We start from the raw sequence: 7334 nt of genomic DNA, 5'->3' as shown, positions 1-7334 counted from the left end.
CCTTTTACCTTTCTACTTACAAGCTAGGGAAGGCGAATTGCGAGGCTTCGTGGCTCGCGCGTTGCGGCCAGCGCTGGGTAATGGCCTTGCGACGGGTATAGAAGCGCACACCATCCGGGCCATAGGCATGCAGGTCACCGAACAGCGAACGCTTCCAGCCGCCAAAGCTGTGGTAGGCCACCGGCACCGGCAGCGGTACGTTGACACCCACCATGCCCACTTCGATCTCATCGCAGAACAGGCGCGCCGCTTCACCGTCGCGGGTGAAGATGCACGTGCCGTTGCCATACTCGTGATCGTTGATCAGTTGCATGGCGTCTTCCAGGCTGTTGACCCGGACCACGCACAGTACCGGGCCGAAGATCTCTTCTTTATAGATGCGCATCTGCGGGGTCACCCGGTCAAACAGGCAGCCACCCAGGAAGAATCCGTCTTCGTTACCCGCCACACTCAGGCCACGACCATCGACCACCAGTTTGGCGCCCGACGATACGCCGTCTTCTATATAGCCACTGACCTTGTCCCGCGCCTGGGCGGAGACCAGGGGCCCCATGTCCAGGCCACACGAAGTGCCGGCACCGATTTTCAGCGCCTTGATCTGCGGCACCAGCTTGGCAATCAGGGCGTCCGCCACCTGGTCGCCGACACACACGGCCACGGAGATCGCCATGCAGCGCTCACCGCAGGAACCATAAGCCGCGCCCATCAGCGCACTTACTGCGTTATCCAGGTCGGCATCCGGCATCAGCACCGCATGGTTCTTCGCCCCGCCCAGCGCCTGAACGCGTTTGCCGCGCTTGGTGGCTTCGGAATAGATGTACTCGGCAATCGGCGTCGAACCGACGAAACTCAACGCTTTGACTTCCGGCGCCTCGATCAGCGCATCCACTGCGCCCTTGTCGCCGTGCACCACACTCAGCACACCTTTAGGCAAGCCGGCTTCCAGCAGCAGCTGGGCGATCAGCAGCGTCGAGCTTGGGTCACGCTCCGAGGGTTTGAGGATGAAGCAGTTGCCGCAGACGATCGCCAGCGGGTACATCCACAGCGGCACCATGGCCGGAAAGTTGAACGGGGTGATACCGGCCACCACGCCCAGAGGCTGGAAGTCGGACCAGGCATCGATGTTCGGGCCGACGTTACGGCTGTACTCGCCCTTGAGAATTTCCGGAGCCGAGCACGCGTACTCGACGTTCTCGATACCGCGCTTCAGTTCACCGGCGGCGTCTTCCAGGGTCTTGCCGTGCTCTTCGCTGATCAGTTGGGAGATCCGCGCCTCGTTCTGCTCCAGCAGTTGCTTGAAACGGAACATCACCTGGGCGCGTTTGGCCGGTGGCGTGTTGCGCCAGGCCGGGAACGCAGCCTTGGCCGAGTCGATGGCGACTTGCATGGTTTCACGGCTGGCCAGCGGCACCTGGTGGATCACTTGGCCGGTGGACGGGTTGAAGACATCAGCGCTGCGACCGTTGTCGGTCACCAGTTCGCCGTTGATCAAATGCTGGATAAGGCTCATGCAGGGCTCCTGAAAAGTTGTCCACAGGCGCCCATCGCTGCGCGCCTGATCAGTGTTCTATATAGAAGGGCGAATCAGTCGATCTTGTTCAGCACTTCGCCGACCGCGTCGAACAGGCGATCCAGGTCCTGCGGCTTGCTGTTGAAGGTTGGGCCGAACTGCAGGGTGTCGCCGCCAAAGCGCACGTAGAACCCGGCCTTCCACAGGGCCATGCCGGCTTCGAATGGACGGACAATCGCATCGCCATCGCGCGGGGCGATCTGGATCGCACCGGCCAGGCCGTAGTTGCGAATGTCGATCACGTTTTTCGAGCCCTTGATGCCGTGCAGGGCATTCTCGAAATGCGGCGCAACCTCGGCCACGCTCTGCACCAGGTTTTCCTTCTGCAGCAGATCGAGTGCCGCCAGGCCGGCCGCGCAGGCCACCGGGTGAGCCGAATAGGTATAGCCGTGGGGGAATTCCACCGCGTACTCGGGCGTCGCCTGGTTCATGAAGGTCTGGTAGATCTCGGAGCTGGCAATCACTGCGCCCATCGGGATCGCGCCGTTGGTGACTTGCTTGGCGATGCACATCAGGTCCGGGGTCACGCCGAAGCTGTCGGCGCCGAACATCGAGCCGGTACGACCGAAGCCGGTGATCACTTCGTCGAACACCAGCAGGATGCTGTGCTGATCACAGATCTCACGCAGGCGCTTGAGGTAACCCTGTGGCGGCACCAGGACACCGGCGGAACCGGCCATCGGCTCGACGAAGACTGCCGCGATATTCGAGGCGTCGTGCAGTTCGATCAATTTCAGCAGCTCATCGGCCAGGGCGATGCCGCCCTGCTCCGGCATGCCACGGGAAAACGCGTTGCTGGCCAACAGGGTGTGCGGCAGGTGGTCGACGTCCATCATCGACTGGCCGAACAGCTTGCGGTTGCCGTTGACCCCACCGAGGCTGGTACCGGCGATGTTCACCCCGTGATAGCCACGGGCGCGGCCGATCATCTTGGTCTTGGTCGACTGGCCTTTCAGGCGCCAGTAGGCACGCACCATCTTCACTGCGGTATCGGCACATTCCGAGCCCGAGTCGGTGAAGAACACGTGGTTCAGGTTGCCCGGAGTCAGGTCGGTGATTTTCTCGGCCAACTGGAACGACAGCGGGTGGCCGTACTGGAAGCCCGGCGAGTAGTCGAGGGTGCCCAGTTGCTTGGAAACGGCTTCCTGGATTTCCTTGCGCGTGTGGCCAGCGCCGCAGGTCCACAGACCGGACAGCGAGTCGTAAACCTTGCGCCCCTTGTCGTCGATCAGGTAGCTGCCCTCTGCGGCAACGATCAGCCGTGGGTCGCGCTGGAAGTTGCGGTTGGCGGTGTACGGCATCCAGTGAGCATCGAGCTTGAGCTGGCTGGCCAGGGAAGCTGGAGCGTTTTCAGGCATGTTCATGAGCAAAACCTCGCGGGGCAATAAGCGGCGTAGGAAGCCAAAAGCGTTGTTGCAGCTAAGTTGCCACGGCTATAAAGTCTGTGAAATCCAACTTTTATAACCTTCAGTCAGGCCTTTACTAAACTATGAGCAGCCGTCGAGCCGATCCGCTGGCCCAGGTCAGCGACTTTGATATCCGCCTGCTGCGGATCTTTCGCAGCGTGGTCGAATGTGGCGGATTCTCTGCGGCAGAGACCGTACTCGGGATCGGGCGCTCGGCCATCAGCCAGCAGATGAGCGATCTGGAGCAACGCCTCGGCCTGCGCCTGTGTCAACGCGGACGCGCGGGGTTCTCGCTGACCGAAGAGGGCCGCGAGGTCTATCAGTCGGCCTTGCAACTGTTGAGTGCCCTGGAAAGTTTCCGCACCGAGGTCAACGGCCTGCACCGCCACCTGCGCGGTGAATTGATCATCGGCCTGACCGATAACCTGGTGACCCTGCCCCACATGCGCATCACCCACGCCCTGGCGCAGTTGAAGGAGCGCGGGCCCGACGTGCAGATCCAGATCCGCATGATCGCCCCCAACGAAGTCGAGCAGGGCGTACTCGACGGCCGCCTGCACGTCGGCGTGGTGCCCCAGGCCAGCGCCTTGTCCGGTCTCGAATACCAGCCGCTGTACAGCGAGCGTTCGCTGCTCTACTGCGCGGTCGGCCATCCGCTGTTTTATGTCGACGATAAAAAGCTCGAGGATGCGCGCCTCAACGATCAGGACGCCATCGCCCCGACCTTCCGCCTGCCGGGGGAGATCCAGGCCCATTACCAGGCACTCAATTGCACCGCCAGCGCGTCGGACCGCGAAGGCATGGCGTTCCTGATTCTCACCGGGCGTTACATTGGCTACCTGCCGGACCATTACGCCCAACTCTGGGTGCAACAGGGGCGGCTGCGTGCGCTCAAGCCCGCTTCGCGCTTCTATGACCTGAGCCTGGCATCGGTCACGCGCAAGGGCCGACGCCCCCATCTGGTGCTTGAAAGCTTTCTCGAGAGCCTGGCGGCCACTCGCTGAAGATCATTAGCCCCCACGCAAAACCCGTATCCATTGGGCACCGGCAGCCATACGAAAAAATAACCTGAGCACCTGGACAGCTTTTTGCAGGGCATGGAGACCTTGAACCGTCAGCCCAGAGTTCCATGCCCATGCAAGAACAATCGTCCACCCCCAACGATCTGATCTACGGCCTCGATGATCGCCCCAAACCCGTGGCCGCCCTGCTTGCCGCGTTGCAGCATGTGCTGGCGAGTTTTGTCGGCATCATCACTCCGCCGCTGGTGATCGGCTCGGCACTGGGCCTGACGGCCCACCTGCCCTACCTGATCAGCATGGCGCTGATGGTGTCCGGGGTCGGGACCTTTATCCAGGCGCGCCGTCCGTTCGGCATCGGTGCCGGGATGATCTGCCTGCAAGGCACCAGCTTCGCCTTCCTTGGCGCCGTGCTTTCGGCCGGGTTTCTGGTCAAACAGCGCGGTGGCAGCCCGGAAGACATCCTGGCGATGATCTTCGGCGTGTGCTTTTTCGGCGCACTGGTGCAGATCGTGCTCAGCCGTTTTATCGGCCAGCTGCGCCGGGTGATCACCCCGCTGGTGACCGGCATCGTCATCACCCTGATCGGCATCAGCCTGATCAAGGTCGGCATCACTGACCTGGGAGGCGGCTTCAATGCCGCAGACTTCGGCGCGCCGGGCAACCTGGCACTGGGCCTGTTCGTGCTGCTGACCATCATCCTGCTCAACCGCTCCAATACCCCGTGGATCCGCCTTTCAGCCATCATCATCGGCCTGGCCCTGGGCTGCGTGGCGGCCTGGTTCAGCGGCAAGCTGGTGCCCCAGCCCCTGCCCGACCTGCCGCTGGTAAGCCTGCCGATCCCGTTCAAGTTCGGGTTCAATTTCGACTGGAGCGCCTTTCTGCCGGTGGCCCTGATCTACCTCATCAGCACCATCGAAACCGTGGGCGACCTCACGGCCAACTGCATGCTCGCCCGCCAGCCCATCAGCGGCCCTTCTTATATAAGCAGGCTCAAGGGCGGGGTCCTGGGGGATGGCGTCAGTTGCATGATCGCCGCCACCTTCAGTGCCTTTCCCAACACCACCTTTGCCCAGAACAACGGGGTGATCCAGTTGACCGGCGTGGCCAGCCGCTACGTCGGCCTGTACATCGGCCTGGTGCTGTTCTGCCTGGGGTTGTTCCCGCTGATTGGCGCGGTGTTGCAGCAGATTCCCAAGCCGGTGCTGGGCGGCGCAACCCTGGTGATGTTCGGCAGCGTGGCCGCCGCTGGTGTGCGCATCCTGGCCCAGGCGCCGCTGGACCGGCGCAGCATGCTGATCATCGCCACCTCGTTCGGCGTGGGCCTGGGCATCGCCGCGCAGCCCAACCTGCTGCACCTGCTGCCCAAGCTGGTGCAAAACCTGTTCGACTCGGCGATCACCAGCGGCGGCCTGACTGCGCTGATCATGTGCCTGCTGCTGCCGGAAACCTCCCACGATGCCAGTGACGCAAAACCGCTCCTGGAACGCGACACCCTGGAACCGCTTTAAGGCTTTTATGGCCATAAGGCTTGTCTGATGCCTGTGGGTGCGCTATCAACGCACTGGTTGCACCCACAGACCCGCTCGGAAATGCCTATGACCCTTGAAGTCCCTGCCCACGCCGGTGCTCACTCCGGAAAACCCGCCAGCCGCATTCGTCAAAAGAACGAAGAGGCGATCATCAAGGCCGCCGAAGACGAGTTCGCCCGTCATGGTTTCAAAGGCACCAGCATGAACACCATTGCCCAGAATGCCGGGCTGCCCAAGGCGAATCTGCATTACTACTTCACCAACAAGCTTGGCCTGTACATCGCCGTGCTGAGCAACATCATCGAGTTGTGGGACAGCACCTTCAACGCCCTGAACGCCGATGACGATCCCACCGAAGCCCTGACCCGCTACATCCGCGCCAAGATGGAATTCTCGCGTCGCCAACCCCAGGCCTCGCGGATCTTCGCCATGGAAATCATCAGCGGCGGCGAATGCCTGAGCGAATATTTCAGCCAGGACTATCGCGCCTGGTTCCAGGGCCGTGCCGCGGTGTTCCAGGCCTGGATCGACGCCAGCAAGATGGACCCGGTGGACCCGGTGCACCTGATTTTCCTGCTGTGGGGCAGCACCCAGCACTACGCCGACTTCGCCACCCAGATATGCCGCGTCACCGGACGCAGCAAGCTGACCAAGCAAGACATGGAAGACGCCGGCAACAACCTGATCCGCATCATCCTCAAAGGCTGCGGCCTCAAGCCCGTCATCTAAGAAACCTGCGCATGCCCTTTACCCTTGCCGGCCTTTGCGAGTACCGCGAAGAGATTCGCAAAAGCCGCTTCATTGCCCTCGCCGCGCCCATCACCAGCGCGGCCCAGGCCCAGGCCTTTATCGAACAACACAGCGACCTCAATGCCTCCCACAACTGCTGGGCCTGGAAGCTGGCCGACCAGTACCGCAGCAGTGACGACGGCGAACCCGGCGGCACCGCGGGGCGGCCGATCCTGGCGGCCATCGAGGCCCAGGATTGTGATCAGGTGGCGGTGCTGGTGATCCGCTGGTACGGCGGTATCCAGCTCGGCACCGGCGGCCTGGCCCGGGCCTACGGCGGGGGCGCCAACAAGTGCCTGCAAGGCGCCGAACGCATCGAGCTGATCAAGCGCGTGCCGGTGCACTGCGCCTGCGCGTTCAGCGAGCTGGCACTGGTCAAGCTGCGGGTTGCGGAACTGGGTGGCCTGGTGGTCGCCGAAAACTTCACCGCCAATGGCGTGGAATTGCAACTGGCACTGGGCGAGGCGCAACTCGACACCCTGCAAAACCAACTGGCGGATTTGAGCCGCGGACGCATCCTCTTGCAGCGCTGATTGCACCAAGACGGCCCGGCACCGCCTCGCCCACCTGTGCACAACCTTTTGCGCCGCTCCGAACTTGCCCACATCTGCTGTGCACCCGGCTGTGGATAAACTGGGCACATCCGGCTGTAACCCTTCTGTAACGTGGCTTTGCGGCGGTTGTTCAGTTTTTGTCCAATCCGCAACTGATACGCTTTTTTCCACAGCAAAACAGCGGCTTAGGCCGGTTTATCGCCTTTGGAACAAAGCCCCTCGACGCTTATGCCCGCGCGCAGCGCTTGCACACAAATACTGTGGAGCAAGCTGTGGATAACCCGTGCAACGCTGCGCCAACCCCATATCCCTCCTGGCTCGCAGACGCCTGACTGTTTTTTGATCAGGAAAATTTTCGCGCCTCGCCGCCTTTTTCAGCCACTTGCCCCGAAGTGGTGCCGCCGCGGCCTGCAATAAATCCCGCCAAGGTGCACGCAGCCGCAGCCCGCTGCGCTTTTTGGCGG

6 protein-coding genes are annotated in these 7334 nt (G+C 62.3%); 4 read left to right on the top strand and 2 right to left on the bottom strand.

Features of this window, described 5'->3' with window-relative positions; genetic code table 11:
* Nucleotides 1-16: 16 nt before the first annotated feature.
* Nucleotides 17-1510 (bottom strand): CoA-acylating methylmalonate-semialdehyde dehydrogenase, encoded by a 1494-nt coding sequence (locus JFU57_RS11360; RefSeq protein ID WP_078469681.1) that lies wholly within the window; start codon nt 1508-1510, stop codon nt 17-19.
* 74 nt (nt 1511-1584) lie between these two features.
* The gene (locus tag JFU57_RS11355; protein ID WP_078469680.1) at nt 1585-2934 is read right to left on the bottom strand and encodes an aspartate aminotransferase family protein; all 1350 of its coding nucleotides are present in this window, start codon (nt 2932-2934) and stop codon (nt 1585-1587) included.
* A gap of 125 nt (nt 2935-3059) precedes the next feature.
* Between JFU57_RS11355 and JFU57_RS11350 the strand changes: the two genes are divergently transcribed.
* From JFU57_RS11350 to JFU57_RS11335, 4 genes are all read left to right on the top strand, one after another.
* Complete coding sequence (locus tag JFU57_RS11350; RefSeq protein WP_020299385.1) at nt 3060-3980, top strand: LysR family transcriptional regulator; 921 nt, start codon at nt 3060-3062, stop codon at nt 3978-3980.
* A 131-nt stretch (nt 3981-4111) separates the two neighbouring features.
* The gene (locus JFU57_RS11345; protein ID WP_201129311.1) at nt 4112-5506 is read left to right on the top strand and encodes a uracil-xanthine permease family protein; all 1395 of its coding nucleotides are present in this window, start codon (nt 4112-4114) and stop codon (nt 5504-5506) included.
* Between the two features lie 87 nt (nt 5507-5593).
* A complete protein-coding gene (locus tag JFU57_RS11340; RefSeq protein ID WP_201129310.1) occupies nt 5594-6256 on the top strand; it encodes a TetR/AcrR family transcriptional regulator in 663 nt (220 codons plus the stop codon).
* A gap of 11 nt (nt 6257-6267) precedes the next feature.
* Nucleotides 6268-6849, top strand: coding sequence for an IMPACT family protein (locus JFU57_RS11335; protein WP_078469678.1), 582 nt, complete (start codon nt 6268-6270; stop codon nt 6847-6849).
* Nucleotides 6850-7334 lie beyond the last annotated feature (485 nt).

Source organism: Pseudomonas sp. TH07 (assembly GCF_016651285.1).
Taxonomy (GTDB): Bacteria; Pseudomonadota; Gammaproteobacteria; order Pseudomonadales; family Pseudomonadaceae; genus Aquipseudomonas.
Note: the sequence above shows the minus strand (reverse complement) of the source record. Positions and strands in the feature narration are given on the sequence as shown.